Source organism: Neobacillus drentensis, from assembly GCF_021560175.1.
In the GTDB taxonomy this organism is placed as follows: domain Bacteria; phylum Bacillota; class Bacilli; order Bacillales; family Cytobacillaceae; genus Neobacillus; species Neobacillus drentensis_A.
This window is the reverse complement of the sequence record NZ_CP091110.1, coordinates 2079369-2106317: the sequence shown is the minus strand read 5'-3', so window position 1 is coordinate 2106317 and position 26949 is coordinate 2079369. Positions and strand designations below refer to the sequence as shown.

The 26949-nt window shown below is 39.5% G+C and carries 23 protein-coding genes, 1 pseudogene and 1 riboswitch; of the genes and pseudogenes, 1 reads left to right on the top strand and 23 read right to left on the bottom strand.

Annotation, left to right across the window (positions count from 1 at the left end; all coding sequences use genetic code 11):
• From L1999_RS09780 to L1999_RS09730, 11 genes are read right to left on the bottom strand one after another with little or no spacing between them, the layout of a single operon-like run.
• Nucleotides 1-585 carry a cob(I)yrinic acid a,c-diamide adenosyltransferase gene (locus L1999_RS09780; protein WP_215040943.1) on the bottom strand — a complete coding sequence of 195 codons (585 nt, stop codon included), beginning with the start codon at nucleotides 583-585 and terminating at the stop codon, nucleotides 1-3.
• Nucleotides 582-1031, bottom strand: a complete 450-nt coding sequence (locus L1999_RS09775; RefSeq protein WP_235743361.1) for a bifunctional adenosylcobinamide kinase/adenosylcobinamide-phosphate guanylyltransferase — start codon at nucleotides 1029-1031, stop codon at nucleotides 582-584. Before L1999_RS09775 ends, L1999_RS09780 begins: the two co-directional genes overlap by 4 nt.
• Nucleotides 983-1594: a histidine phosphatase family protein gene (locus tag L1999_RS09770; protein ID WP_235743360.1), complete on the bottom strand. Its 612-nt coding sequence runs from the start codon at nucleotides 1592-1594 to the stop codon at nucleotides 983-985. The genes L1999_RS09775 and L1999_RS09770 overlap by 49 nt, the downstream gene beginning before the upstream one ends.
• Nucleotides 1552-2340 carry an adenosylcobinamide-GDP ribazoletransferase gene (cobS, locus tag L1999_RS09765; protein ID WP_235743359.1) on the bottom strand — a complete coding sequence of 263 codons (789 nt, stop codon included), beginning with the start codon at nucleotides 2338-2340 and terminating at the stop codon, nucleotides 1552-1554. The genes L1999_RS09770 and cobS overlap by 43 nt, the downstream gene beginning before the upstream one ends.
• Entirely contained in the window at nucleotides 2337-3845 is a 1509-nt protein-coding gene (locus L1999_RS09760; RefSeq protein ID WP_235743358.1) for a cobyric acid synthase, read from the bottom strand. The genes cobS and L1999_RS09760 overlap by 4 nt, the downstream gene beginning before the upstream one ends.
• The gene (locus tag L1999_RS09755; protein WP_235743357.1) at nucleotides 3845-4417 is read right to left on the bottom strand and encodes a bifunctional adenosylcobinamide kinase/adenosylcobinamide-phosphate guanylyltransferase; all 573 of its coding nucleotides are present in this window, start codon (nucleotides 4415-4417) and stop codon (nucleotides 3845-3847) included. Before L1999_RS09755 ends, L1999_RS09760 begins: the two co-directional genes overlap by 1 nt.
• Nucleotides 4396-5475 (bottom strand): threonine-phosphate decarboxylase CobD, encoded by a 1080-nt coding sequence (cobD, locus tag L1999_RS09750; protein ID WP_235743356.1) that lies wholly within the window; start codon nucleotides 5473-5475, stop codon nucleotides 4396-4398. Before cobD ends, L1999_RS09755 begins: the two co-directional genes overlap by 22 nt.
• Nucleotides 5432-6415 (bottom strand): adenosylcobinamide-phosphate synthase CbiB, encoded by a 984-nt coding sequence (cbiB, locus tag L1999_RS09745; RefSeq protein ID WP_235743355.1) that lies wholly within the window; start codon nucleotides 6413-6415, stop codon nucleotides 5432-5434. The genes cobD and cbiB overlap by 44 nt, the downstream gene beginning before the upstream one ends.
• Complete coding sequence (locus L1999_RS09740; protein ID WP_235743354.1) at nucleotides 6412-7878, bottom strand: adenosylcobinamide amidohydrolase; 1467 nt, start codon at nucleotides 7876-7878, stop codon at nucleotides 6412-6414. Before L1999_RS09740 ends, cbiB begins: the two co-directional genes overlap by 4 nt.
• Nucleotides 7879-7881: 3 nt before the next feature.
• Nucleotides 7882-8922, bottom strand: coding sequence for a FecCD family ABC transporter permease (locus L1999_RS09735; RefSeq protein WP_430540029.1), 1041 nt, complete (start codon nucleotides 8920-8922; stop codon nucleotides 7882-7884).
• On the bottom strand, nucleotides 8909-9868 hold the full coding sequence (locus L1999_RS09730; RefSeq protein WP_235743352.1) for an ABC transporter substrate-binding protein: 960 nt from the start codon (nucleotides 9866-9868) through the stop codon (nucleotides 8909-8911). The genes L1999_RS09735 and L1999_RS09730 overlap by 14 nt, the downstream gene beginning before the upstream one ends.
• A 173-nt stretch (nucleotides 9869-10041) precedes the next feature.
• Nucleotides 10042-10228: riboswitch (cobalamin riboswitch) on the bottom strand.
• A gap of 177 nt (nucleotides 10229-10405) precedes the next feature.
• Between L1999_RS09730 and L1999_RS09725 the strand changes: the two are divergent.
• Nucleotides 10406-11435, top strand: a pseudogene (locus tag L1999_RS09725) (ABC-F family ATP-binding cassette domain-containing protein); the annotation flags it as partial.
• A 171-nt stretch (nucleotides 11436-11606) separates the two neighbouring features.
• Here the strand turns inward: L1999_RS09725 and L1999_RS09720 are convergent.
• From L1999_RS09720 to L1999_RS09665, 12 genes are all read right to left on the bottom strand, one after another.
• Nucleotides 11607-12419, bottom strand: a complete 813-nt coding sequence (locus L1999_RS09720; RefSeq protein ID WP_235743351.1) for a VOC family protein — start codon at nucleotides 12417-12419, stop codon at nucleotides 11607-11609.
• Between the two features lie 42 nt (nucleotides 12420-12461).
• The gene (locus tag L1999_RS09715) at nucleotides 12462-13715 is read right to left on the bottom strand and encodes a Zn-dependent hydrolase (RefSeq protein WP_235743350.1); all 1254 of its coding nucleotides are present in this window, start codon (nucleotides 13713-13715) and stop codon (nucleotides 12462-12464) included.
• On the bottom strand, nucleotides 13715-14827 hold the full coding sequence (locus L1999_RS09710) for a flavin monoamine oxidase family protein (protein WP_235743349.1): 1113 nt from the start codon (nucleotides 14825-14827) through the stop codon (nucleotides 13715-13717). Before L1999_RS09710 ends, L1999_RS09715 begins: the two co-directional genes overlap by 1 nt.
• Nucleotides 14828-14959: 132 nt before the next feature.
• Entirely contained in the window at nucleotides 14960-16162 is a 1203-nt protein-coding gene (locus L1999_RS09705; RefSeq protein ID WP_235743348.1) for an aminotransferase-like domain-containing protein, read from the bottom strand.
• Between the two features lie 397 nt (nucleotides 16163-16559).
• Complete coding sequence (locus tag L1999_RS09700; RefSeq protein ID WP_235743347.1) at nucleotides 16560-17786, bottom strand: MalY/PatB family protein; 1227 nt, start codon at nucleotides 17784-17786, stop codon at nucleotides 16560-16562.
• Nucleotides 17787-18016: 230 nt separating this feature from the next.
• Entirely contained in the window at nucleotides 18017-18274 is a 258-nt protein-coding gene (locus L1999_RS09695; RefSeq protein WP_235743346.1) for a hypothetical protein, read from the bottom strand.
• 39 nt (nucleotides 18275-18313) lie between these two features.
• Nucleotides 18314-18700, bottom strand: a complete 387-nt coding sequence (locus L1999_RS09690) for a RidA family protein (RefSeq protein ID WP_235743345.1) — start codon at nucleotides 18698-18700, stop codon at nucleotides 18314-18316.
• A 134-nt stretch (nucleotides 18701-18834) separates the two neighbouring features.
• Complete coding sequence (locus tag L1999_RS09685) at nucleotides 18835-20277, bottom strand: amino acid permease (protein WP_235743344.1); 1443 nt, start codon at nucleotides 20275-20277, stop codon at nucleotides 18835-18837.
• Nucleotides 20278-20517: 240 nt separating this feature from the next.
• Nucleotides 20518-21759 carry a MalY/PatB family protein gene (locus L1999_RS09680; protein WP_235743343.1) on the bottom strand — a complete coding sequence of 414 codons (1242 nt, stop codon included), beginning with the start codon at nucleotides 21757-21759 and terminating at the stop codon, nucleotides 20518-20520.
• A 205-nt stretch (nucleotides 21760-21964) separates the two neighbouring features.
• Nucleotides 21965-23353 (bottom strand): aminotransferase-like domain-containing protein, encoded by a 1389-nt coding sequence (locus L1999_RS09675; RefSeq protein ID WP_235743342.1) that lies wholly within the window; start codon nucleotides 23351-23353, stop codon nucleotides 21965-21967.
• A 223-nt stretch (nucleotides 23354-23576) separates the two neighbouring features.
• Nucleotides 23577-24074, bottom strand: a complete 498-nt coding sequence (locus L1999_RS09670; RefSeq protein ID WP_235743341.1) for a DUF6803 family protein — start codon at nucleotides 24072-24074, stop codon at nucleotides 23577-23579.
• A 402-nt stretch (nucleotides 24075-24476) separates the two neighbouring features.
• Nucleotides 24477-26891 (bottom strand): heavy metal translocating P-type ATPase, encoded by a 2415-nt coding sequence (locus L1999_RS09665; RefSeq protein ID WP_235743340.1) that lies wholly within the window; start codon nucleotides 26889-26891, stop codon nucleotides 24477-24479.
• Between the last annotated feature and the right edge of the window lie 58 nt (nucleotides 26892-26949).

Here is a 26949-nt window from a genome sequence, read left to right as displayed (position 1 = left end):
TTATTTTTCCTCCTTGCGATTTCCTGTACGAAAAACTTTTGCACTGCGTTCATATTCTACGTCTTGCACATGCAGGCGAAAGTTTATGACCCTTGCCAATGCAAAAAAATAGTCTGAAAGCCGATTTAAATATTTCTGTGCTGTTTCCGGTGGTTTTTGATCTGTCTTCGAAAGCCTGACGACTAATCTTTCTGCTCTTCTTGTTACCGTTCTAGCTATGTGAATCGATGCGGCGGGCTTTGTTCCTCCTGGGAGGATAAATCGTTCCAGCTCCGGTGCTTCAGCAATATATTCGTCAATTTTTGATTCCAAGTACTCAATCGACTCTTCTTGAAGTTTGATTTCACGTTTTTCGGTTATGTTTGCAAGGTCTCCTCCGCAATCAAATAATTCATGCTGAATTTTTTGAAGATCAGCAATGACATCCCCAAAAATTTCCTGGTCCAATTCAACCATTGCCTGCCCGACAAAACAATTAACTTCATCTACTGTTCCATAAGCTTCTACACGGGTGTCGTCTTTATCCACCCTTCCACCGATGATGCTTGTTTTTCCTTTATCCCCTGTTCGTGTGTAAATTCTCATGTCACATTCTCCTTTTCTTTAATGGTTTTATTGATACCGTACCAGATGACATCCACTTTTAGTGCCTTGGCAGCGGTATCTTGATACGCCCAGCCTGTTAGATCCCGCCACAATCGATTTTCTTTTTCCACAGGTACAATCCCCTTAGTTATATCCGTTCCGATTATAATTACATTTCGGCCGGCCTTTTCCTTCTCCCATTTCATCCAGTCATTTAAGCAGCTATTCCAAATTTCTAGGGATTGCTTTACATCAACCTGCTCGGATAAAAGCTTTAACCAGATTTCGATACCTTCCAAGATGAGAAAATTTTGATGATGGTTTACATTCCGTGGCAGCGGATGGTATTCATAGGCTGACAACCAGCTTTCATCCTTTTCGACCTGGTATGTTTTTATCACCCATGCTCTTTTCCCGTTAAAGGCACCTCCTGTAATAAAATGCACCGTTCTCTCCTCCTAAGTGCTTCTCGTTCAAAAATAAGTTCAATCCCGTAACCATGTGGCACCCTCCAGCTCCAAAATTCCTTTCTCTCTGGGGCAAATTCTGCTAAAAGATGTTTGATCACTCCTCCATGAGTAATCAATGCACAGCGCTGAAAGTTTTTCGTAAGGATTTCTTGAATCACTCTGTCCCAGCCATTTTGAACTCTTTTGCTAAATTGCTGAAAAGATTCTCCCTCCGGCGGTGCAATAGTAAACGGGTCTTCAATCCATAGCCGGTAAAGCTTTTCTGTTTTCAACTCTTCATACGTTTTTCCTTGCCATTTTCCAAAATCCAGTTCCCGCAAATCTTTCAAAAGGAAAGGCTCCTCGTTTGGAAACAATACATTTGCTGTTCTTATACACCGTTTCAGGTCACTGGAAAAATAACAATTGTAGGTACGGGTTGTTGCTAAATTATATGATTCTGGGCATAAGGGGGAATCATTCCAGCCTAAATACGCTTTTCGTTTATTTTCTTCTGTTAAGCCATGACGAAATAATGCAATAACCACACGGTCATCCATAAAATCAATTCAGTCCCTTCTACTGTCGCTCCTAAAACATCACCCGTAATACCTCCGAACCATTTGAGTGCATTCCTGCGAAAAATCAAATAGCAAAGGATTGAAGCTAAAAGCAACAGGCACATAGGGATGAAAAATTCCCTTGACCAAAAGACTGCTATCAGAAAAACAAGGATATAGCAAGGATAAATCCAAAGCACTTTTACGGTTGCGGCCTGTTGAAACATACGGCCAAGACCTTCATTTTTAGCCGATTGAACGGATAGCAGCACCGCGCCCATTACACTTTTACTAAAAAAAGGCAAGGCAGCAATCAGGTAATAGATTACAGGCCCAATGTTCATGGTCAGTTCATAGATAAAGAAAAAACGGCAGCTCAGCAACACAATAACCGAGATGACTCCAAAGGCACCTGTTCGCGGGTCCTTCATAATCTCGAGTCTTTTTTCCTGATCCTGATACGAAAAATAAGCATCACTTGCATCCATCCAGCCATCCAAATGGATGCCTCCTGTAAGAAGAATGGTCGCTAGCCACAAAAGAAAGGCAGCAGCTACATGAGAAAAAGGAGTCCAGTTCATCACAGCATACAAAAGGATTGAATAAGAAACTCCTTGAATGAATCCTACTAACGGAAAAGCCTGAACCGCCCCGCGAAGATTCTGTTGATCCATAGGCAATTCCCGCTTAATTGGAATAGACGTGAAAAATTGCAGGTTAATCATCAACCCCATAAGCAACTTCATGCTCTTCTACCCCATTGATTAATAATGTGATGAAGCAAATCCCAATTGATATGATCTTTCATTTGCCGGGCTAATTCATTAAATCTTTGATCTTTAAAATCTTTTATATGGACCACTTTTTTGTTTGGAAGTCCCTTCCACTCCCGAATACTATTCAACCATTGGTTTCTCCAACCGTCATTATGAAAGAGATGATGGAGATATGTTCCTATTATTCTGCCGTTTTTGTCGTAGTAGCCCTCTGCTTTCCCATCAGTGGTTTGGAGAAAAGAACATCCTTCCCGAGATAGGATGGTACTGCCTAAATGAATCTCGTACCCTTCTAACCTATGACAATGGGGTAGACCGGTGTCCTTGTGAAGTTGGGCTGCTGTCCTTGTGGTTTCTTTTTCACGTTTAAAAAATGTTTTCGCAGGTATCATCCCTAATCCCTCTACGCAGCAGTAGGTTTTCCCTGTATCTGAACCAGCTTCATCTATCAATTCATCCCCCAGCATTTGATAGCCGCCACAAATTCCTACCAAAAAGCCGCCATCTTCCAAATGTCTTTGAATCGATTGATCCAGATTTTTTGCCCTAAGATCATTCAAATCGCTGATCGTGCTTTTTGTACCGGGGATAATCACTGCATCCGGCCTGCCGAATTCTGAAGGATCTTTCACCCAGCGCAGTGAAACATCTTCTTCATACAAAAACGGGTCCAAATCACTATAATTTGAGATAAATGGAAGTTGAATCACAACAATATCAAGGTCAGCTTTTTTTCTGCCTCTAAATTGCTGATGAATCGATAAGGAGTCTTCCCCATCTATCATATGGTTTTCCACATATGGCAAAACTCCTAAAACAGGGATTCCTGTTTTCTCCTCCAACCAGCGAATGCCATCTTCAAATAATGAGCGATCTCCCCGGAATTTATTAATCATCAGGCCTGCGACTCTCTCTCTCTCAATAGGTTCCAGTAATTCAAGCGTGCCAACAATACTGGCAAAAACTCCTCCCCGATCGATATCGGCAACAAGGATGACCGGCACATCCGCCATTTCTGCCACTTTCATATTGACAATCTCTCGATCTTTTAAATTGATTTCAACAGGACTGCCGGCCCCTTCTATTACCAATAAATCGAATTCTTTTTGTAAATGGGAGAGCGATTCCTTGATCACCTCTAGCCCTCTTTCATAAAAGCGGTTTCGATATTCCTGACCTGATATGGATTCAACAGCCTTTCCCAAATACACCACTTCAGAATGCATATGCGATCTTGGTTTTAGTAAAATCGGATTCATCCAGACACTCGCTTCCGTCTTCGCTGCTTCTGCCTGCATTCCCTGAGCTCGTCCAATCTCTTTGCCATCATGAGTGACATAAGAATTATTGGACATGTTTTGTGATTTAAAAGGGGCAACTTTTATTCCTTCATTGGCAAACATTCTGCACAAAGCGGTCACAATTAAACTTTTTCCCACATCAGATGCCGTCCCTTGAATCATCACTCCCCTCATCACATCACCTCCTTCATGACAATCGGTATTCCACCTTCAATTAAATACGCCTGATCTGCTTCCTCCACTAACCTTTGATGGATTTTACCAAGCAAACGTTTATAGGCTAAAATAAGTTCATTCTCCACGTTCGGTTCGTGTAATACTTCATTACTGACCACAACGATAGCTCCGGCTTGCCTTTTTATCGCCAAAATTCCGGTTATGATCTTTTCATACACTGTATCCAAGATAGGTTGGTCCCATTTATGTACAGCCGAAAACAGTTCATTGTTTAATAAAGTTGTCACACAATCAAGCAACAAAAAATCATGTTCATTATAATGGGCAGCTAATTCACCAACGCTTAAAGACTTCTCCACCGTATGCCAGTAAACCTTCGCATTTTCTCGGTCCTGCTGATGTTTTTTGATTCGTTCTTTCATTTCGGAATCAAACGGTACACCCGTTGCAATATAATGAAGTTTTCCGCCAGTTTCAGCCGCTCTTTCCACTGTAATCCGTTCTGCAAAGCTGCTCTTTCCGCTTCTGACACCACCTGTGATAAAAATCAACAATGGTGCTTTCTCCACTGGTTCAGCACCTCCATTAACTGCTCGTTTTCTTGACTGTTTTTAATGGCAAATCGCAGCCAATTCCCTTCTAAACCAGGAAAATTAAAGGTATGGCGTGGGATGATTCCTTTTTTTAACAGGAATTCAAATAACGCAAACTGGTCTTTTTGATAGGGGTCCTGCAATAAATAAAAATTCACTTTAGAAGCTGAAATCATAAACCCCTGTTTTTTGTAATAAGTGAAAAGCCTCTTTCGCTCATTTGCAATATATGTTTGGGTCCTTCTAATAAATGCTTCTTCCTCTATACATAATTCACCAGCTGCCAAAGCAATTGCATTGGTACTCCAATGGGATTGCAAGTTTTGAAGCTTCGCAACCGTGGCTGGATCTCCAGCTGCATAGCCGAGCCGAATCCCCGGGATCGCAAACATTTTGGTCATCGAACGAATCACTAATAAATGGGGAGATCTCTTAATATATGGAGAAAGCGATTGATAATCCTCCAAAAAGTCATAAAAGGCTTCATCCAATATAAACAAACAATCGTGTTTCTCACATTCTTCCATCAGCAAGATGATGTCGGATTTCGTGTAGTGGATTCCTGTCGGATTGTTTGGATTACAGAAAAACAGCGCATCTGCATCCCTTAATTTCTGACGGATGCCATCAAGGTTGAGTTCAAAATCCGGCGCTTCCAATTGATGGATAATGATCTCGCAGCGATTGACCCTGCACGCATGTTCGTACTCCGAAAACGTAGGCTGAATCAATAACACCTTTTTCCCCTCCAGCATTCTTGCGGCAAGGGTGATTAGCTCTGCTCCGCCGTTTCCTATTAGCAGAGAATCGATCGGGATCTGTTCATTTTTTGACAGTTGTTGCTTCAACGTTATGGAATAAGGGTCCGGGTACACCGTTACCTTGTTATAAAAGTCATTCCACTTCGTTTTCAATGCTTCCGGCGGTCCAAGCGGATTGATATTGGCGCTAAAATCGAGGTACTGATCCGGAAGCTTCATGCCCATTGCTTCATAAAGATATTGGGGATTCGAACCATGTGATGGCCATTTCAAGGCACATCCCTCCTGCCCATAAGAAAAGTATAAATAAAAAAACCGTTTTGCTTAAAATTGCATTTGCTGCTTTTATCTGTTCCAGCTGAATCGGCTCAATCGGATCCCCCATTTTTGCCCGGTTCGATATGAGCCCTTTGTAATAATTAATCCCCCCAAGCTGAATTCCTAAAATAGATGCAACTGCCGCTTCGCCCCATCCACTGTTTGGGCTTGGATGTTTTTTGGCATCGCGGAACAAAATCGTCCATGCTTTTTGATAGCTTGTTTTTCTCGGCCTATTCCCAAGCATCATGATGATTCCCGTCAAGCGGCTCGGAATCCAGTTCATCACATCATCCCATTTCGCTGAAGCCCAGCCAAATTCCTTGTAGCGTTCATTCTTATAACCGACCATTGAATCACACGTATTGGTTGCCCGATAAACCATCGCAAGCGGCGCCCCTCCCACTAATGCCCAAAACAAGGGCGCTGTGACCCCGTCACTTGTATTTTCCGCAACCGTTTCAATTGCACCGCGGGCTATTTCTCCTTCCTCCAACCGATCCGTATCCCTGCCGACAATATAGGATAATTTTAATCTTGCTGTTATGAGATCTCCTTCTTTTAACGGCCCATACACCTCAACAGAGGCCTGTTTTAGGCTTTTTTGCGCAATTGTGGTTGAAATAATTATGCTCTCCAGAATAATTCCAAGGGCGGGATGAAGCTTATAACCGATAAAAATAAGGAGAAAAACGAACGCAAAAACAGCCACTAAAACAATCAGAAGCATAAAAGCCCCCTTCATACGTTTTCTTTCTCCTATATTCCAACGCTTTTCAAAGAAAGCAATCATCCGGCCCATCCATTTGACAGGATGCGGCCAATGAGGCGGGTCTCCAACGACCATATCAATAAGGTATGCGATTGTGATTGAGATTAAATGATAAACTATCATGATCGAATCCTTTTTCGCGATTTTTGTAACGCTTTTGTTGTACACTGATACACAGCTTTGCTGATGAGTTTTCCTAAAGGAGTAATCGTCCCTGCAAATTCCAAACATTTTCCTTGTTGTGTGGCGGCAATTAAAATGCTGTCGGTGGAAGTTCCAGTCGCAATCGTTCCCGTGACCTTGTCAATCACCTTTTGGTCATTCATCACCTTACCTTTTGCTTCAGTTGCCGTCATAATGCTTTGAATAAATGCCTCCTCGGTCAGTTCACCATTCACGAAAATCCAAGTATTAATGGTTCCCGGAGAAAATTCATAGGAATGCATTTCACTCTTCGAAGCATCAATCGCATTGCTAACACCAGCTGTCACCACAACAAAAATCGAAAAATCATCGTTTTCATACAATTGATAGGCCGCATCATCGAGGAAAACTGCGGTCATCATCCCGACCGTCTCTGCCGGTTCAAATCCATTTGCGCTAAGAAAAGCCGACATTTCCTGGCGGTGATCACTGCAGTTATAGTTTTTATCCACATGGCGATTCACGAACTTTTGATACCAGCCGGTCCCCGCCCCAACTACACCGGAAGACATCGTTCGGAGCGGTATGGAAGATTCTAATCGGATGTATTCTTTAAAAAAAGACAGACGGCTTTCATCAATACACTCGGCATTTTCGGTTTGCTGTAAATTTGGTAAGAGGGCCATTTGCGGAGCAGCCACTTTTGGGTGCGGATGCTTCTTGATGTCGGTATGAAATACTTTTCGAATTCGCTCTTCTTTTAGTACTTCATTCGGAATATGTTGAATATTCACTGTCCCTTTTTCCAGCAGGAGAAGCCGATCACAATAAAGCCCGGCAAGATTTAAATCATGAAAAATTGACACGACGGTTAAACCTTTATCAATCGTCCATCGTTTGAGGAGATCTAATAATTCTTTTTGATAGGATAGGTCCAAATGGTTTGTCGGTTCATCCAAAAGAAGAATTTCAGGCTCCTGGGCCAGTGCCTGCGCCAAAAAAACACGCTGCTTCTCACCACCGGATAGTTCCTGTATCGTTTTATTTTGTAATGAAGCTACACCCGTCTGTGCCATGACTGTTTGGACAATCTCTTCATCTTCCTTGCTCCACGATTGAAACCAACCTTTTTGATGGGCATAGCGACCGAGTGAAACGGTATCTTTTACTGTATAGGAGAAAGATTCGAAGGAATGCTGGGATAAAACAGCAACCATACGCGCTAACTGTTTAGTAGAGAAATCTTGAAGCCTTTTTCCCTTTAAGAAAATCTCTCCACCACGAATGGCCAAGATTCCGCTAAGCAGTTTTAAAAGAGTCGTCTTTCCGCTGCCGTTTGGTCCTAAGACACCAAACAATTCCCCCGTTCCGACTTCAAAAGAAACGTTTTTTAGAACGGATTCACCTGTATATCCACCTGAAATATTTTCAACTCTAATCATTTCTTATCCACTTCTTTCCTTCCTTTTTCTTTGTAAAAGAATGAGAGCAAAGACCGGTGCACCAATTAAAGCGGTAATCACTCCGATCGGTAATTCAGTCGGAGAAATGATCGTCCTTGAAATGAGATCCGCAATGATTAAAAACCCGCTACCGGTTAAAATCGATAATGGCAAAAGGTGCTTATGGTCCGGGCCCCAACATAATCTCGCCAAATGTGGAATGACAAGCCCTACAAATCCGATGGTTCCGGAAACAGCTACAGACGCCCCCGTTAGGATGGAACCGGCGATTAAGATCATCAATTTTCTGCTTTGGACATTGACACCTAAATGCTGTGCCTTCTCTTCACCGAACGACATTGCATTTAATTCTTTTGCATTCATCATCAAAATGACCGATCCAATGATAAGAAATGGCAGGATAATCTTGATGTACTCCCAGCCTCGCATCGAAACGCTGCCCAAAAGCCAGCTGATAATTTGCCTTAGTTCCTCACCCGTTAAAGCAATCATTAAGGAAATTACAGCCCCAAGAAAAGAGCTGAAAATAATTCCTGTTAAAATAATGGTTTCCACTCTCATGGAACGCTCCATTTTTCGCGCGAAGACAAGAACAAAAACGATGGTAACAAGTGAAAATACGATACTTACGAATGGCAGGGTAAAGGAACCAATGAATGGTATCGAAAGTTGAAAGAACAATGTGATGACCGCCCCGACCGATGCACCGGATGATACCCCCAGTGTATATGGGTCGGCCAACGGGTTTCTTAATAAGCCTTGAAAGGCTGCTCCTGCAACAGCAAGAGCAGCCCCGACAAGACCGGATAAGATCACTCTGGGGAGACGAATATCCAAGACGATATTGATGAACATTGAATCAATTTGTTCCAGAGAAACAAATCCAAAAAGTTTCGCTTCGATTATTTTTATGATTGTTAGAATTGGCACATTTACCGTACCAATGGACGTACCCAATAGAATGGATAGGAGCAGAAAGATTCCTGCAGTTAGATAGGCATAATATTTATTATTTAAATACATCCGGATAGATTGCCTTAGCAAGCTCCTCTACTCCTTCAACAACCCTTGGGCCTGGGCGGTCGACAAGGTCTGAATTAATATCAATTACTTGTTTATTTTTTACCGCGTCCACGTTCTCCCAGCCTTTTCTTGATAACACTTGTTGGACAGCATTCTTTACATAATATCCATATGTAGTGAGGATGACATCAGGATTTTTTTGAATAATCGCTTCCTGATCAACCTTAATCCAACCTTGTTGATTGTTTGCGACATTGTCAGCTTGAATGGTTGTTAGCATTTCGTCCATAAACGTATTTTTTCCTGTTGTATAAATATCGGGTGCAGGAGCTACTTCCATATACACTTTTTTCTTTTCCTTTATGGATGCTGCCTTTGCCTTAATAGCCGCCAATTGATCCTTCATGCCTTTTACAACTTCATCTGCTTTTTTTGATTCTCCGGTTGCTTTCCCGATCATCTCAATAGAGTTATAAACCTGTTCAAAGTTTTGTGCATTAGCAACAACCAGAACGGGAATTCCTGCATCGCGAAGTTGCTGAAGTGCATCCTTCGCGATCGAAGCAGATGAGGCATGCGCCAAAACTAGGTTTGGTTTTAATCCAATGATTTTCTCCGTATTAAATTGCTGCCCGCCAATTTTTTCTTTTTTTAGAGTATCTTTTGGATAATTATCATAATCCGAGACTCCCACAATTTCTTTACCTAAGCCTAAGGCATAGGCAATTTCAGTATTGCTTGGCATTAGCGACACAATTTTCTCAGGCTTTTGCTTCATCACAACTTTGTTCCCTAAAGCATCCTTGATGGTTACCGGAAAGGCGGCTGTTGTATTTTCTGTTTTCGCCTGATTTCCTTCCTCGTTCGGTTTCGTTGTTCCAGCACAACCTGCAAGCACGCCTATTGTTAATAAAACAACCAACAATAGTGAATACACTTTCTTCATCTTTTTTCCCCCTGATTTTATTTTGCAGCATAATGAAAATAAATCCTGCCAATAACGCTTCAAAGCTGGAAAACAAAAAACATCTCCATGAAGACATGGAGATGTTGGTATGGATAGATTCTAATACGAAACGTAAAGAGTCCAGCATGCCACACATTCCTATCCTCGTAGGTTTTGGCTTGAATAAACAGGTAGGTCTCCTGGCTCATGATCATCGCTTCCTATACCTTCCCATCTTACGACAGTGGCTATTATAGGATGCTCCCATTTACAGTGGCGGGACCGCGTTGGCTTTCAACCAACTTCCCTATTAAGCTAATAATCTTTAATGATTTTAGCACCTGTTTATGAAATCTATTTTTTTATGCTATAGCAATTATATATAGTAGTTAATCAATTGTACATGTTTTTCAGAATACTATTACCATTTCAGGTACAGTTGGTGGAAGTATGATTGTTTTGCCAACGGTCTGCCACTAACTGTTTCCACTTTCCACTTGTGTGGAGTGTATGTGGCAACAAATGGAGTGCTGATAGCTTTTGCTAGAGAAGCCTGAGATTCTATTACTAGACGAGCCTACGAACTATTTGGATGAACAGCATATCGAATGGTTGAAACGCTATTTACAGGAATATGAGAATGCATTTATCTTGATTTCGCATGATATTCCATTCTTGAACAATGTTGTTAACTTGATCTATCATATGGAAAACCAAGAATTGAATCGCTATGTTGGTGACTATGATAACTTCTTAAAAATTCATGAAATGAAGAAGTAACAGCTTTAGTCTGCGTACAAGCGCCAACAACAAGAAATTGCTGATTTGAGGGATTTCGTTGCCCGTAACAAGGCAAGTGTTGCGACTCGTAACCTGGCGATGTCTCGTCAGAAGAAGCTCGACAAAATGGACATTATTGAATTGGGGAAAGAGAATCCGAAACCAGAGTTTAACTTCAAAGAAGCTCGTGCAGCTAGTCGTTATATTTTCACGGCTGAAGATCTTGTTCTTGGTTACAATGAACCACTTTCCCGCCCGCTGAATTTGAAAATGGAACGCGGACAAAAAATTGCCTTCGTGGGTGCAAACGGTATTGGTAAGTACTCTTTTAAAAAGTATTCTTGGGCTGATTGATCCAATTTTGGGTAAAGTGGAACGTGGTGAGTATCAACACATCGGTTACTTCGAGCAGGCAGTGAAACAGGCCAACTACAACACTTGTATTAAAGAGATTTGGAGCGAGTTCCCAAGTATAAATCAGGCTGAAGTCCGTGCGGCTCTTGCAAAATGTGGATTAACGACGAAACATATTGAAAGTAAAATCGAAGTCCTTTCTGGTGGCGAAAAAGCCAAAGTTCGCTTGTGTAAAATTATTAACACAGAAACGAATTTATTAATTCTAGACGAACCTACCAATCACTTGGATGTGGACGCAAAAGAAGAATTGAAGCGTGCTTTAAAGGCATATCGCGGAAGTATCTTGATGGTATCCCACGAACCTGATTTCTATCGTGAAATTGCGACCGATATTTGGAATTGTGAGGATTGGACGACGAAAGTGTTTTAAATAAGATTAAGGGGTACCCAATGAATAACTTGGATACCTCCATTTCAGCTTAACAGAGTAGAAAGTTTCAAAAAAACAAAAATACACATTTTATGCATGTGAGGACAATGAAATTTAAAAGGATCATATTTAATCTCAATCTATGATTCACTATATATTGGTTTTAATATATTATTGGAACCTCCAATAACCATCCAACATTTCAAAAAAGTGACTTTGATTCGTATCAGTCAGGTTCACTAAAAAAGGAGTCTCCCCTTTTTCTTTTAATACCTTAGCTGCAGGACCATCTCCAATTGGTGTACAAAATAATAAATTAGTTCCGTTCAATTTTACTATTCTACAACGTGCATTGATTTCCGTATCAATATACTCTTCGCTTTGTTTAAGGCCAAACAATTTTGTCCAAATTTCTATTGTATTATCTAAATTATTTACAACTAAACCCACACTCTCCAATTTTGGTTGTCCTAATACGTGTGACCCTATAAGTCTTTGGTCCTCTAATTCTAAATGCCTTTCTTCATCTGATTTTTCCCATTCAATAAAAAATGGTAAAGGAACCTTGTTTTCCACGTATTCAGGATATAACGTTGACCACCTGATTACTTGGCCGTCAGCACGAACTCTCTCCCCAGTAAGCGGTCCATATACTGTAAGTCCTTCTGCTTTAAGTTTGCTCGCTAGTTCTTCTATTTGATTGGTTCGAATTGCTATTGTCGCAGGACCTTCCCGACTTTCTTTTGCTAGTTGTTCAACAATTTGCGTAATCAATCGATTTTCACTATGCTTTTCGGCTATTGATAAATTTTCAATTCCTAAAAATTCAACATAACTTAAGCCAAAATAGGTGAGGGTATTATAGGTTCCCCAAGATTCATGGCGGCCGCCTTTCACTATATGAAGTCCTCTTTGTTTTAAGGGTAAAATTGCTTGCTCTGGTTTCTTAAAGAACCAAACAAGGTGATCAAAGAAAAAATCCATTTTAGTACTCCTTTCACTCAATATTGAGTGTTAACATTGTTTCTATTCTGATGCTAATCTAATTATCGTTTGCATGAGGAGATTAACGCCATCCGAGATATCCTCTTTACTGCTCCATTCCTTTGGATTATGACTGATCCCATCCTTGCTTCTAACAAAAATCATGCCTACATCCGTAATATTGGACATGATCATCGCATCGTGGCCAGCCCCACTTACGATTCGAAACGGTTTGTAAGCCAGTTCTTGACATGCTTCTTCCATCACATCTACAATCATATTCGAACATAAGACGGGTGGAATATCCATATTCACAGTCAGATTATGTTGCAATGACCGTTTTTCACAAATATTACGAAGAGCTAATTCAATCTCCGATTTCATTAGCTCCCTTTTCTCGGCATCCGCATGGCGTAAATCAATCATAAAGCTAGCAGATTCAGGAATAATATTGACACCGCCAGGTTCAAAGTGAATCCTCCCGATTGTCCCTACCCCTTGATACGCTTTGGCAATCTGTTCGACTTGCAGCATTAACTCTGCTGCGGCCAAACCTGAATCACGCCGCAGATGCATCGGGGTGGTTCCGGCATGGCCAGATTCACCCTGAATGGTCAATTCGAGCCACATCGGTCCTGCAATTCCCGTGACAATTCCTACAGAAAGATCTTCATTCTCCAGTACTTTACCTTGTTCAATATGAATTTCAACAAATGCCTTGATACTACCAGGTTCTCTTCTTGCATTTTCATAGTTATCTGGATTTAACCCAGCTTGAAGAAAGGCTTGGGAATAGGTAATCCCATCTTGATCGACCATTTCATCAAGATGGTGCCGGCCAAAAAGGCCGCACATTCCTTTGCTTCCGGTAAAACTAGCTGAGAAGCGAGCACCTTCTTCGTCCGTAAACGAAACCAATTCAATAGAACGTTTCAGTTTTACCCCATTCTCTTGAATGGTCCGAACGGCCTCGAGGGCACCAAGAACTCCTAATGGCCCATCAAATTCCCCCCCATTGAGGACGGAGTCAATATGCGAACCAGTCATAACAGATTCAGCTATTGATTCATCGGTTCCTGGCAAACGTCCAATAATGTTTCCAGCTTCATCCACCCGTACCTCCAGGTCCGTTTCCTGCATCCAATTAATGAGAAGCTTGCGGGCGGTTAAGTCTTCTGGGGACAAGGAAGTCCTGGTTACTCCGCCACTTTCTTGTTTACCGATTTCGGCCAGCTCCATTAATTGAGACCAAATTCGTTCCGTATTAATCGAGATTTTCGCAATTTGCTTTGCCATCAAGAAACATCCTTTTTATTTAAATGAATGATTTCAGCAACTGCCTGTACAGCTGACCGCAGGGCACCTTCAAGATGTCCACTATATTCTGAATTCGTCTCTGTACCAGCAAAAATAATGTTCTTTTCCCATACACCTTCTACTGGAGGTGGACCATAGCTCTGGTAATTTTTAAGAGGACTTAAGTCTTCCTCAACAGTGGTTTCAGAATCGCTGGACCAATCTTTATAAAAAATAGCCTTTAAATTTTCAGCTTCACTTCCAAAGAGTTTAACTAATTGGGCAACAACCAATTTTAAAACGTTATCTTGTCCCATTTTTTCACGTGCTTCTGGTGGCATTCCGAAGAAACCAAATAATGCACCAGGGCCTTTATTAGGGGAGGCATCATATATTTCTTCTAAGGGACCAACGGCACTCAATACATATCCAGAAAGCCCTGATTCTCTCCAGAAGGGACGATCATAGACTGCAACTACCTTGGCCTGTCCCGCCATCCATGTAGGTTTTTCTACAATGTCATTCATAAGATTTGGAGGGAGCGAAGGAGAAAATTCAATGTGACGCGCCACAAGACGAGGCGGCAATGCTAGAATAATAGCTCCTGCAGGAATTTTTTTCCTCTTCCCATCAGAAAGCTCTGCTTCAACCGTGATATCACCAGCTTCATTCAGCTGAATTTTCTTCACTCGTGTTTCTAGTTCAACTATTTCTGAGGGAATGGTCTCTGCTAGAGCATCAATAAGAGACTGCACACCTCCACTCAATCGGACCCATTTTTCGTCAGAGTGTTCTTTCAGCTCACAGCGCTCTGGTGGCTTGATTTGGAATCGTTCTATAAGTATTTCGCCTTCCTTATATTGTTCGAAAGTTTCTAAATTTAGTTCTTTAACAAGGTTAGCAATTTGGCTTTCATACTGTGGCCAAAACCAGGTAGGGCCAAGGTCAAACCTGTCTAGGTTAGGTCTGCTTGGATCTGAAGCACTCAAAACCCTTCCACCAATCCTATCTCTTGCCTCTAGTACGCTACATTTAATGCCTTTTTCAGTAAGCAGTGATGCAGCACGCAGGCCACTTAAACCCGCACCAACAATGATTACAGGCTTGTTCATATTTTCTCCTCCTTCTGACTGTTCCTATGTTGTAAAAATTTATTTTCGAAAGGGTTATTCCATTTAATATTGGTCCCCTTTAAATGAGTTTTCCTTATGTGAAAAAAATGTGTTTTTATGATTGGGCCAAATTTATAAAAGAGTTGTTTCTTTTTCTAATTCACGATGCAATACTTCTCCCATAAGTTTCATACCTTCAATAATTTTCTCTTTAGGCATATTTGAGTAATTTAAACGTAAAGTATTTTTCTTTGTTCCATTTGGAAAGAATGGGGCACCAGGAACAAAAGCAACATTATTTTCCAAACATTTAACGAATAATTCCCCAGAATCAACAGATTCAGGAAGCTCGATCCAAATAAATAATCCACCTTCTGGCAAACTATAGTTTATATTTTTTGGGAAAAATTCTTTAATACAGGATAACATAGCTGTGCATCTTTCTTTATAAACAGCTTTGATTTTATGAATGTGTTCTTCGATATTGTTAAGTTCCAAATATTTAGCTGTAATTCTTTGAGCAAAGCTGTCAGTATGTAAGTCAGCTGTTTGCTTAAATGCAACATACTTTTCAATGAAAGTTTCGTCTGCACAAATCCATCCAAGTCGTAGACCGGGAGCAAAAATCTTAGAAAAGGTACTTATATAAATTACTCTACCCTCTGTGTCAAAATGTTTCACAGGCGGAAGTGCCTCTCCAGCAAATCTAATAGCTCCATAGGGATTATCCTCTACAATCAATACATCATATTGATTAGCGAGCTCAATCATTCTCTTTCGTCTTTCGAGCTTTAATGTGCGACCTGTAGGGTTTTGGAAATCTGGAATCGTATAGATAAATTTGGTGTTAGGATGCTCTTGCAGCTGTTTTTCTAATTTCTCCATAATCATACCTTCATCATCCATAGCTACTTCAACAAATTTGGGATTGTATGACTTGAATGCATTTATTGCGGCAAGATAGGTTGGGCTTTCACAAATAATAGTATCTCCCTCATTGATGAATATCCTACCAGTAAGGTCGATTGCTTGCTGGGACCCTGATGTGATAAGAACATTTCCAAGCGGAGAGTGGATTCCAATCACTTTCATCCTCTGACAAATAGCTTCTCTTAAAGGAATATAACCTTCAGTCGTACTATATTGAAGAGAAGCCGCACCTTCTTCATTCAATACAACATTGCATACATCCTTAAGAGCTTCTACAGGGAACAACTCTGGAGCTGGCAGGCCTCCCGCAAAGGAGATAACTTCTGGCCTTTCTGTTACTTTTAATATTTCACGTGTCTCAGAAGGTTTTACTAAATGAGTTCTCTCAGCAAATTTATTTTCCATTGATCATCATTCCTTTTTTATCTTAGTAATGAATTTCAGTTAACTATTATTTAAAAAAAGTTTACTAGCTACCTTTGCTCCCGATTACCCTGAATTTTCAGTTATTTTTTATGAGACCTTACTCTGATTACTACCGGCCCACATAATTAATGGGATAACAGTAATGAATGCAATCACTAGCAATTGGAGCATACAGAGCCCTGCGTCTAAGGCCGAGGGGACGGTGGGGTTGCATCGACAAGGATTGTAGTGCTAATTCTAGTTCATATAATCCGCCAACTAGATTTGTAATATTTTAACACGCACAAAAAAGCCATACAACATTATAAGTGTATGGCAAACAATTTTTCAATCACTTTATAACTATGGAAAATAATCATTTTTATTTAGAAGGTGCTCAAATAGAGAGCAAAGATGGTACATTCATATCATCATTTTCTTTTAATAGTTTTGCTTCTTTAATAATGTTTGTAATCGCTATTTTGACATTCTCCGGAGTCGTTGCCAGGTTCAGTCTGACGTATCCTTTATAATCTGTACCGAACCATTCCCCAAAGTCCACAGCTAGTCGACAGCGATCTTGAATAAATTCTTTTGTTTTTTCTGCTGGAACAATTTTATTTAGGTTAATAAACATTAAATACGTTCCTTCCATAGGTGTAACTTTAATTTCCGGAAGCTCTTTATTAAGGGTATCTCTTGCATAAACAAAGTTTGAATAGATAACGCTTTTCAAGGATTCCAACCACTCACCTCCGCCAGAATAACCTGCCTCTGCAGCAGTAAGTCCCATCGTATTAAAATCTGTCTGATTCACTGTTTTTATATAATTATCATATTTTTCTCTTAGTATATCGTCTGTAATGATAATGTTGGAATGAATCAGTGCTGCTAGATTGAAAGTTTTTGAGGCAGAATTCACTGTAATAATTAAATCCCGATATTTTCCGCCTTTAACTACTGCGGCAGGAATATGTTTATGATCCTCGTAGGTAAAATCCTGGTGAATCTCATCTGACACAATCAAAACGTTATGTTTCTTGCAAATTTCAAATAGTTTATCTTGTTCTTCTTCCGTCCAAACTCTGCCAGCTGGGTTATGTGGAGAACAGTGGATATACAGTTTGGCACGGCTATCGATGATTGCTTGTTCGAAACGGTCATAATCAAGGGTGAAAATACCGTTATCATTATTTAATGGGCAAGTAATTAGTTTCCGACCACAATCACGAACGGCATTATGGAATGGATAATATACTGGAGTGAGAATGATTACAGAATCTTCAGGTTCAGTAAAAGCATTAATAAACCAGTAAAGTGCAGCAACGACACCAGTCGAATAGCGAATCCATTCTTTTTTCAATGGAAAAGAATATCTTTCCTCCATCCATTTGAAGTATGCATCAAAATAACTTTGTGGAACGTAAGAATAACCAAACACACCATGGTTCACGCGATTTGTAAGAGCTTCTGTAATGGAATCTGAGGTCCTAAAATCCATGTCCGCTACCCACATGGCAAGTAAGTCTGGATCCCCAAATCGTTCTTCTAATAAATCCCATTTTAAAGATGTTGTATTATTTCTCTCTACTTTATACTTTTCTACAAATTCTTCCATATTCATGTCTGGTCTCTCCCTTTTTTGCAACTACTACTATAATAATTCACCGAATCAGGAAGCTCAACCCAATATTAATCCTTCTTCCGGCTTACTGTACGATCTTCGATATCTAAACTACCTTTCTAAAAAACTAATTGTATAGCTATATTCCTCGAACCAGATTTGAATAATTCCACCACATAAAAACCATACAATTTTTAAAATTGTATGGTAAAAATATTACAATGTACCATTTATAATCTATTTAACACAACATTTAAATCCAAAGTTTTTGTTCCATCTTCTATTTCAAAAAAAGGAATTCCTATTCCTTCTGCTTCACGTACGGCATCATAAAGGGCATTATTTTCCCTAACGTGCAAATAATCCTTTAGCGCAGAAAAGCTTGCAGAAAGATTCGCAAAATCGATATTGGCATTTTTATCTTTCAGTTTGCTGAGAGCGTATAATGTATCTGGGCACAAGTGGCTTCCAATTACTTTTACTTTCATAGTGTTCATCCACCTTTCAAATTTATATTTATAAATTATTTAATACTGGTTTTTTGGCATGACAGCAATCGCTTCTATTTCACAAAGAACACCTTTCGGGAGTTCCTTTACCGCTACGCAGCTTCTAGCAGGTTTTGATACAAAATACTTTGAATATACCTCATTAAAGACCGCAAAATCCGCCATGTCTGCTAGGAAACAGGTAGTCTTAAATACATATTCAAATCCACTTCCTGCCTCTTCAAGAATTGCTCTCACGTTTCGGCAACTCTGTTCTGCCTGTTCTTTTATAGTATTTCCTACCGTTCCATCTTCTGGATTTACCGGAATTTGACCTGAAGTATAGATCAATCCATTCACTATAAACCCCTGTGAATATGGTCCAATTGCTCCTGGTGCATGTACGGTTTCTATTATTTTCATCATCACTTTCCTCCAATATTTTTATATATTTAGGTTCTGCAATAATCTAATTTTCACAAATTTCTTCATCTAGTAAACCCGATTAAACGGATCACATAAGTTGCATTCCTGTAAACAAGTAATTTCTAAAGTAATTTTTATCCGCCAAAATCTTCTAATGTGTCTTTTGTAATATCTGTATCATTTGTAATATCCTTTCCGGTATCCTTTTTTGTATAGAACTTATAAGCAATAAAAACTATTACAACCCATACAGCCGACACAACCAAGGACATTCTTTCATCCGGTAAGAATCCCATACATACTATTACCACAGCCATAAAGAACAGGCCGAAATAATTGCTGTACGGATAAAAAGGCATCTTGTAAGTAAGCTTGTCAACTTCATTATTTTTAATCTTTATCTTCCTGAATTTCAAATGACTGATTAGAATCGCAGACCAGTTGCAAATTAAACCAAAGACAGTAACTGAAGCAAACAATGAGAAAACTTTTTCGGGCATAAGGAAATTCATTAAAACCCCAAAAAGCATTGAGGCAAAAACTAGGATAACTCCAGCAAATGGTATATTTTTACGGTTAACCTTGCCAAGTATCGCAGGAGCGTTCTTTTGTAAAGCCAAGTTGTAGAATGTACGGGTGTTGGCAAAAATACTAGAGTTTACTGCAGATAATACTGCTGAAATAACTACAAGGTTCATAATGGAAGCCGCAGCTGGAATATTCATTTTAGTAAATATCTCAACGAAAGGGCTTCCTTTCGAACCAGCAGTATTCCATGGAAAGATTGTTACCAAAATAAAGATTGCCCCTACGTAGAAAATCATAATTCTCCAGAACACAGCGTTAACAGCTTTAGGAATAGTAGTCTTTACATTTTTTGCTTCTCCAGCTGCAAATCCGAGGTTTTCAACTCCGCCAAATGCAAACGCTACCATAACAATCGATAAAATAAATCCATTCATTCCAGTCGAGAAAAATCCCCCATGGTTTACAAGATTACCGACTCCGACCGGATTACCATGATTGCCAACTCCGAAAATAATCATTAAAGCTCCAAATATGATCATAAAAACAATTGCTGTGACCTTAATCAAGGATAACCAGAATTCAGTTTCTCCATAGATCGATACGCCAATAATATTAATGGTGAACATGATCATTACCACTGCTAAAGCGCTTAACCATACTGGTATATTAGGAAACCAAAACTGTACATACTTTCCAAGTGCATTAAGATCGGCTGCACTTGTAGCAATTAAGAAGATAAATGCGTTCCAGCCAGATAGAAAGCCAGCAAAGCGATGAATATAACGATTCGCATAGGATACATACGTTCCCGACACAGGTTCTTCAACAGCCATTTCACCCAAAGCTCTCATAATGAAGTAAATGGCTATCCCAACTATTAAATACATCAGCAGAATTGCAGGTCCCCCTTGACTAATAGCCCAGGAAGAACCATAGAATAGACCGGTACCAATTGCACCTCCTATGGCGATCATCTGGATGTGACGATTTGATAGATCTCTCTTCAAGTCTTCTTTCTCGTAAGACTCTAAGTGTACTTTGTCACTCATTTTTTTTCCTCCCTCTATAGTGGTGATCGCAGAAAAGATATATATAAACAGTAGTGTTTACCCTAAATGTAATAATAAAGACGTTTCCCGGTTATTTAATAATCTCTTTCTTCAAATTAGCTAAATCAAACGGTACCACTTAAAAATCGTTTTCGTTCTCCTACTAACTCGCTAGCCTTCCAATCGCTAAACCTGCTGTTCACCACCATAGAGGAAGACCGATCAACCATGTTACAATTCTCAAACCTCCATTTTCACATTCGTTTCGGATTCTGGAATTTCTTCTTTCTTGGCATTGATTGCATCGCAGATTCGTTTCAGGCCTTCAGCCAAAACAGATCTCGGGCAGGACAGATTTAACCTAATGTAGCAGTCTGAATTCTGTACAAACATATTTCCCCCTTCTAATAGAACACCAGCCTTATAGGCAAAAAACAAAGGAAGGTTCTCATTTTCTTTGAAGTAAGCACTTACATTTACCCATGCAAGGTACGTTGCTTCCGAAATTTCAAAAACTGCTTTTGACAAATTTTCTGCTAGATATTCTCTGGTAAAAATAAAATTGTCATCAAGATAAACCCTTAGTGCTTCTAACCAAGGTTCTCCCTTTTCATAAGCGGCTTGGGCACCAGCCACACTTAAAGGATTATCAAAATTGTAATGTCTTGAAAGCCAAATTTCTCTTAATCTTTCATCCGGAATAATAACATTCGAAAGCATCAGTCCGGCTGTGTTAAATGTCTTACTCGGTGCCATACAGGTAACCAATTTTTCATACTCAGGAAATATTTTTGCTAACGGAATATGTTTTTTATCCATCCTTAGAAGATCACAATGAATCTCATCTGAGATAATCCACAAATCGTTTTTGACACATATATCGCCCAATCTTTTAAGCTCTTCTTCCGTCCATACTCGACCTGTAGGATTATGTGGATTACACAAAATAAAGAGAGTTGTTTTTTCATCGGCTGCTTTCCGTTCAAAATCCTCAAAGTCAATACGATAGCGACCTTTTTCATTAATTAGGTCTGAGCATACACTTTCACGGTGATTATAATCTGCTGCATATTTAAAATAGGCATATGATGGAGTTAAAAAAATAACCTTTTCATCTGGCTTGCAGATATACTCCACCAGTTCAAATAAAGCAGGTATTACTCCATTAGACATGACTAGTTGTTTTCTCTCAAAGCTCCATCCATATCTTCTAATACACCAATCTACAAAAGCTTTATAATAATAATCTGAGAGTATACGGGTATAACCAACTATTTTTTTATCCAATCTTTCTTTTATTCCGTCAAGAATTACCTGGGGTGTTGCAAAATCCATATCTGCCACCCACATTCTGATAAACTCCTCATCTTTGTAAGGAAACGTCATCGAACCATCGTTGTCACCGAAAATATATCCCCGGAAACCATCTGTACTCATTGCATTTGTATTTCTTCTGTCAATAATTTCGTCAAAATTATACATAAGCTCATCACGCCTTCTAAATTTTTGTTAAGTCTACTTAACCGGGTTTTCTAGATGTTGGAATATTCGAAAAATATTTTTTATTGGGATCCCTCTATCTGTAATCATCATAACAGGCACAAAAAAGCCACACAACACAATGATTGTATGGCGAACAATATTATTTTGTGTGGCAAACAATCATCGTGTTGTATGGCGACTATTATTAGGTGAGTTCATTTAATAACCGTTTAAGGATCATTAACCCTTGCTCAAGCTCTTCAAGCGTTTCTGGTGCACAGACAGCAATCCTTACAGCCCGCTCTGGACTACTATTTCCAACTACAAACCGTTCAGCGGCATACACTTGTACCCCCTGCTGTGCCGCTAACGTTTCAAATTTAGCACCTGTAATTCTGCCTGGTAATTTCAACCATCGAAATATGCCTGTTTCAGCACCTAAGCACGCATAGTCTGCCAAATATCGATTTACGACTTGGTTTATACGAATGGTTTGTTTCCGATGCTCCTCAATTAAGACTTCAAACTGATTCGATACAATCGTACGTGCAGCCAGTTCGGCTAATAGAGGGGAAACTGAGATATTCAAATTATAAAGTGCCTTTGAAATTAACTCCTTATATTGGTTCGGCACCGCCACATAGGCTAGTCTTAACCCCGGTGCTATTGATTTAGATAAACTTGCAATATGGATGACCTGTTCTGGTGCAAATGATGCAATGGCTGGAATTACTTTTTCTTTGTGGAGATGATATGTCGCGTCTTCAATTATGAACTTATTATACTTTTTGGCAATTGTTGCAATAGCTTTTCTATTCTCTACTGACATACAGCGAGTTGTCGGATTATGATAATCTGGTATTAAATATATCCCTCTAATATTTTCATTTTTACACGCATATTCAAAGGCATCTGGACTCATTTCATCGTTCTCTGATTTTATCGGCACTATTTTCAAACTAAGCATCGCTGCAACAGTTTTTAAGCCCGCGTATGTATGATGGTCAGCACCAATGCAATCACCAGGGTGACAAAGACTCGCAAGCGTGGCAGCAATCGCATTTTGACCCCCATTTGCAAATAAAATGTGATCAACTGTTGTTTCAACCCCGCCTCTTCTGATAAGCTTTACAGCGGCATCCTTTTGCCAAAGGCTTTCGCCTGCCCTGCCATAGCCAAACCATTTTTCATAATGTGGCTCTTGCAGCATACCCTTCAGTTGGTTCAGGAGTGGCTCGTAAGAAGCATTATCTGGCAGCGTTGCTCCCATCTCAATTAAATGTTTGGGCTTTGTTTCTTCAAGTAAATACGCATTCGATAACGCATCATATGATACAAATGTGCCACTTCCAACAGATGAACTCAACAAACCCTTTAACTCACAGACTTTAAATGCTTTTGAGATGGTACTCAAATTTAAATCTAAATAATCGGCCAATTCTCGCTGTGGGGGCAGTTTTGTCCCCGGTATTAAAACTCCGTTTAAAATGTCCTGTTTTAATTGTTCTGCGAGTATTTTATAAATTGGCTTTTTGGTTTTATCAATGGATGGCTTCCAGCTCATCGGATAGTTTTCAAAAGAATTAATCGGCATGATACTCATCCTTTCTCGTACAATTATATGATTGTGTGGTTTATAACACAATTATAATTTGTATCATAGGAAAATAAAAACTGTATCTCTAAATAGAGACACAGCCTTTATCCTTTTTATATCTACCTTTATGGATTTTTACCTTCCTATACTACTGAACTGCATTGAATGATTAATCTTAAAATACTACACGGAGGCAACTAAATAGCCTCCTATATAAATATTACATGTTCATCATATCATGACCACCAGCTGAACTGGATCCTAGAGCAGGATCAATCATTCCGAAAATCATGGCAATATGGGCTACGACCAAGAAAATACTAACAAAGATTGCATGGATTTTAAGTCTCTCTTCTTCTTTTTTATTTCTATAGATAAGACCTAGATCAAGCAGTGCCATACCGAGGAATGGGATAATACCAAGCAGATAGAAAGTAACAGCTACTACATCAATCCAGCCTTTCCAGTCTCCGTTAACAGTAAGAGGAATGTAGGCTGTCTTCATTAAGTAAATAAATATACCAGTAAAATAAACTCCTGCAAAAATACCGGTAAATTTATTTAGTTTTCTCAAGGTACCATCTAATTTTCTTGTGAATAAGATAGCAATTTCTGTAATCGCCAAAATTTCAGCACAAATAACCGGAACCGCCATAAAAATTAATAAATTCCAAGGCTGATTGTCTGCGAGTAACCCCATGTAATGCGTCATGTTCATGTTTAACTCTCCTTTATTTATCTGATACTCTTAATATAAGAAAAAAGTATGCAGAAACTTAGCAGAAACTTTGAAGAATTTGTGTAAAGATGTCGATAAAGACAAAAAGCCGTAATCCCATGGGATAACGGCTTTTCAGATTTAAGTACGTTCTATTTGAGTTGGACTGTATTGGGGGATTTGTTAATATATCCTGAAATTTGTTAATATCCTATGATATTTTGTTAATATCTAATAGAATTTTGTTAATATCCCCCTATAAATTGTTAATAAAGTATTAACGCACTAAAGGATACCAAAATAATTAGCCAGAATCTCTAAAAACGATGTCAAAATACAGTAGAAAATGAGCTGTAGGAGGGAAGATTTTTTCTAAAGATCATCTTCTCCTACAGCTTATCTTTACAATTTTACTTTTTGTAAACGTAACGCATTGAGAACGACAGATACTGAGCTAAATGCCATGGCTGCACCTGCAAGCCATGGTGCAAGTAATCCGATAGCAGCGACAGGAATACCAAGCGTATTATAGGCAAGAGCCCAGAATAAATTCTGCTTTATATTTCTAATCGTTTTCTTACTCATAAAGATGGCATCGGCAATACTATTTAAATCCCCGCGGATAAGGGTAATATCAGCCGCTTCCATTGCAACATCAGTACCAGTTCCAATAGCCATTCCAATATCGGCAATCGCAAGGGCGGGCGCATCGTTGATTCCATCACCAACCATTGCAACCTTCTTCCCTACAGCCTTCAATTTCTTTACTTCATCGGCTTTTCCTTCAGGAAGAACTTCAGCAACAACATGATCAATACCAACTTGTTCAGCTATAGCTCGTGCAGTCTGCTTATTATCCCCCGTAATCATGATTACTTCGATTCCCATATTTTTGAGACGGCTAATCGCTAATTTGGACGTTTCTTTAATGGTATCCGCTACAGCTACCATCCCGGCGTATCGGCAGTCGATCGCGACGAGCATGGCTGTTTTACCAACCATTTCTAACTCGTCCATTTGACCAAAAGCTTCTTCTGCAGCTACATTGTATTTACTCATTAATTTCCTCGTACCAACTAATAGTTCTTTGCCATCGACCGTTGCTTTAATGCCAAATCCAGGGATTGCTTCGAACTCCGTTACATCCTTTAAAGGAATCTCTTTTTCCTTGATTCCTTGAACAATAGCTTGTGCTAATGGATGTTCCGATTGTTTTTCGGCAGAACCCACTAATGAGAGGAATTCATCTTCTATGAGAGTTTGGACGGTTATTACATCTGTTAAAACAGGTGTTCCGTTTGTAACAGTACCCGTTTTATCTAATACAACCGTAGAAATTTTATGGGTCATTTCCAAATGCTCGCCACCTTTAAACAGGATGCCATATTCCGCTGCACGACCAGAACCAGCCATAATGGATGTTGGCGTTGCTAAACCCAATGCACAAGGACAAGCGATAACTAAAACGGCAATCAATTTTTCTAGTGCTTCTGCAAAATCGCCAGGAGCCACCCATACATACCAAACGATAAAAGCTAATATTGCTAGTGCAACAACTATAGGAACAAACACACCTGAAATCTTATCAGCAAGACGTTGAATTGGTGCTTTGGATCCCTGCGCTTCCTCTACTACTTTTATAATCTGGGCTAAAGCCGTATCTCTGCCAACTTTTGTTGCCTCAATTAATAAAAATCCATTTTTGTTGATTGTAGCTCCGATTACCTCGTCACCAATGGTCTTATCAACCGGAACACTCTCTCCTGTAAGCATTGATTCATCAATCGCAGAATGACCTTCCAAAACTTTGCCGTCTACCGGTATTTTATCACCGGGTTTAATACGAACAATGTCACCAACGATTACTTCTTCAATGGGGATTTCTTGTTCTACTCCCTCTCTCTCAACAATGGCTGTCTTTGCCTGAAGTCCCATCAGTTTTTTAATCGCTTCCGATGATCTTCCTTTAGCTCTTGCTTCAAAAAGTTTTCCAAGAATAATCAGTGTAATAAGAATCGAACTCGTCTCATAGTAAAGTTCTACGGAATGGTTCATACCTCCGATTGACATCAATGATAAATATAAACTGTAAAAATAAGCTGCCGATGTACCTAAAGCCACTAGAACATCCATATTGGCGCTATTATTTTTTAATGCTTTATAAGCTCCAACATAAAATTGTTTACCAATAAAAAATTGTACTGGGGTAGCTAGAGCTAATTGCACCCATGGATTCATAAACATTTTTGGAACCCAAATAAACGAAGTGAATGAAAAGTGACCCACCATTGCCCATAAAAGTGGGAAGGAAAGAATCGCCGAAAAGATAAACTTCCCTGTTTGTCTTTCAATTTCCTTTTGTCGATGATCACTAGTTTCTTTTGCATCTTCCTTTATTTGAGCGCCATACCCAAGGGCTTCTACCTTGTTAATAATTTCACTTTGGTTTAGGACCGCACTGTTGTACTCTACAGTCGCTTTTTCGAGTGCTAAATTGACATTTGCTATCACGACACCATTTAATTTGGTTAAACCTTTTTCTATCCGTGTAGCACATGCTGCACAAGTCATACCAGTTATGTCAAACTCCGTTTTCTCATTAACAACATCATAACCAAGATCTTTAATCTTTTTTTCAATGTCCCCAATATTTATCTTCTCAGGATTATATTTCACATTTGAACGCTCTAAAGCAAGATTTACATTTGCTTCTTCCACGCCTTCTAATCTTTGAAGACCTTTTTCAATTCTCACCGCACATGCAGCACAGGTCATACCTGATATTTGTAAATTTGTTTCTTTCACCATTTGACTCATTTTAAGCCAACTCCTTATACCCCATATAGGTATATTTTTCTTCGAAAAGAACGTGCTA

What these genes read in the sequence shown, in the direction of transcription:
- L1999_RS09780 (WP_215040943.1), bottom strand. Translation starts at nt 585, where the DNA reads ATGAGAATTTACACACGAACAGGGGATAAAGGAAAAACAAGCATCATC.
- L1999_RS09695 (WP_235743346.1), bottom strand. Translation starts at nt 18,274, where the DNA reads ATGAAAGTAAAAGTAATTGGAAGCCACTTGTGCCCAGATACATTATAC.
- cbiB (WP_235743355.1), bottom strand. Translation starts at nt 6,415, where the DNA reads ATGATAGTTTATCATTTAATCTCAATCACAATCGCATACCTTATTGAT.
- L1999_RS09665 (WP_235743340.1), bottom strand. Translation starts at nt 26,891, where the DNA reads ATGAGTCAAATGGTGAAAGAAACAAATTTACAAATATCAGGTATGACC.
- L1999_RS09720 (WP_235743351.1), bottom strand. Translation starts at nt 12,419, where the DNA reads ATGGATTTTTTCTTTGATCACCTTGTTTGGTTCTTTAAGAAACCAGAG.
- L1999_RS09735 (WP_430540029.1), bottom strand. Translation starts at nt 8,922, where the DNA reads ATGTATTTAAATAATAAATATTATGCCTATCTAACTGCAGGAATCTTT.
- L1999_RS09760 (WP_235743358.1), bottom strand. Translation starts at nt 3,845, where the DNA reads ATGAGGGGAGTGATGATTCAAGGGACGGCATCTGATGTGGGAAAAAGT.
- L1999_RS09770 (WP_235743360.1), bottom strand. Translation starts at nt 1,594, where the DNA reads ATGGATGACCGTGTGGTTATTGCATTATTTCGTCATGGCTTAACAGAA.
- L1999_RS09700 (WP_235743347.1), bottom strand. Translation starts at nt 17,786, where the DNA reads ATGAATATGGAAGAATTTGTAGAAAAGTATAAAGTAGAGAGAAATAAT.
- L1999_RS09690 (WP_235743345.1), bottom strand. Translation starts at nt 18,700, where the DNA reads ATGATGAAAATAATAGAAACCGTACATGCACCAGGAGCAATTGGACCA.
- L1999_RS09715 (WP_235743350.1), bottom strand. Translation starts at nt 13,715, where the DNA reads ATGGCAAAGCAAATTGCGAAAATCTCGATTAATACGGAACGAATTTGG.
- cobS (WP_235743359.1), bottom strand. Translation starts at nt 2,340, where the DNA reads ATGAAGTTGCTTATGGGGTTGATGATTAACCTGCAATTTTTCACGTCT.
- L1999_RS09710 (WP_235743349.1), bottom strand. Translation starts at nt 14,827, where the DNA reads ATGAACAAGCCTGTAATCATTGTTGGTGCGGGTTTAAGTGGCCTGCGT.
- L1999_RS09685 (WP_235743344.1), bottom strand. Translation starts at nt 20,277, where the DNA reads ATGAGTGACAAAGTACACTTAGAGTCTTACGAGAAAGAAGACTTGAAG.
- L1999_RS09675 (WP_235743342.1), bottom strand. Translation starts at nt 23,353, where the DNA reads ATGCCGATTAATTCTTTTGAAAACTATCCGATGAGCTGGAAGCCATCC.
- L1999_RS09730 (WP_235743352.1), bottom strand. Translation starts at nt 9,868, where the DNA reads ATGAAGAAAGTGTATTCACTATTGTTGGTTGTTTTATTAACAATAGGC.
- L1999_RS09740 (WP_235743354.1), bottom strand. Translation starts at nt 7,878, where the DNA reads ATGATTAGAGTTGAAAATATTTCAGGTGGATATACAGGTGAATCCGTT.
- L1999_RS09705 (WP_235743348.1), bottom strand. Translation starts at nt 16,162, where the DNA reads ATGGAAAATAAATTTGCTGAGAGAACTCATTTAGTAAAACCTTCTGAG.
- L1999_RS09680 (WP_235743343.1), bottom strand. Translation starts at nt 21,759, where the DNA reads ATGTATAATTTTGACGAAATTATTGACAGAAGAAATACAAATGCAATG.
- L1999_RS09670 (WP_235743341.1), bottom strand. Translation starts at nt 24,074, where the DNA reads ATGAACATGACGCATTACATGGGGTTACTCGCAGACAATCAGCCTTGG.